This is a genomic window from Vibrio sp. 811 (genome assembly GCF_033339195.1).
This window is the reverse complement of sequence record NZ_JAWOUB010000260.1, coordinates 1-809: the sequence shown is the minus strand read 5'-3', so window position 1 is coordinate 809 and position 809 is coordinate 1. Positions and strand designations below refer to the sequence as shown.

Sequence of the window (809 nt, the reverse complement as noted above, 5' to 3'; positions counted from 1 at the left end):
CAAATCGATGGCGTGCAAATTGGTCTGTTGAACTGTGCGGATAACGGCTTCTTCAAATGTTTCCCTATCATCAACTTCGCTGAATAATCTTAGCGAAAGCCAGATACCAAAAAGCCCGCGATGTTCGCGGGCTTTTTTATTGGAAAATTGAAACAGGCCAACCATTCTCTTATTTGATCAAGCGAGAGGAGGTTTTGCGCTGCTGAATTTTTTGATGAACACCGCGACGTAACGCCTTGATACGGTTTTCGGCTTTATCCACGCCAAGCAGAACGCTCAACGCAAGCAAGGTAATCACGACCGATTGCATTAAGTAACCGAGGCCGATCATCAAACCGAGCCCTGCCAGTACCCAAATGACGGCTGCCGAAGTGACGCCATGGATTTTGCCATCCAGCGTCATCATCACGCCTGCTCCCAAGAAGCCGACGCCAGTAATTATCTGACCAAGCACACGAGCTTGGTCGAGCGTGTTTGGTGATAATGACACTGCCATCGACATAAACAGGTAGGTGCCTGAAATAATGAGAATTGCTGTGCGAATACCTACTGGTTTACCACGGGTTTGGCGTTCTATGCCAATCATTAACCCATTGATGGCACAGCAAAATAGGGCAGGCCAACTGAATGGGCCAAGATCGAAAATTTGTTCGAATGTTGTATGCATCTTGACCTCCAAAGCAGCGGAGTATGCATAGACTTATCCTGCAAAGCGAACAAAAAGGATCGTTCGTGTCGACAAATTTACATTGAACATCTGCTTCTGGTTTGGAGCGCGACGATGAGCCAAATGGAGAGCAAAAACGATC

General features: G+C 47.1%; 1 protein-coding gene. It reads right to left on the bottom strand.

Annotation, left to right across the window (positions count from 1 at the left end):
* Positions 1-169: 169 nt before the first annotated feature.
* Entirely contained in the window at positions 170-667 is a 498-nt protein-coding gene (locus R7Q46_RS26210; protein WP_005482203.1) for an MgtC/SapB family protein, read from the bottom strand.
* Between the last annotated feature and the right edge of the window lie 142 nt (positions 668-809).

Excerpts from the sequence above, each read along its gene's own strand:
- R7Q46_RS26210 (WP_005482203.1), bottom strand. The coding sequence starts at position 667 with ATGCATACAACATTCGAACAAATTTTCGATCTTGGCCCATTCAGTTGG.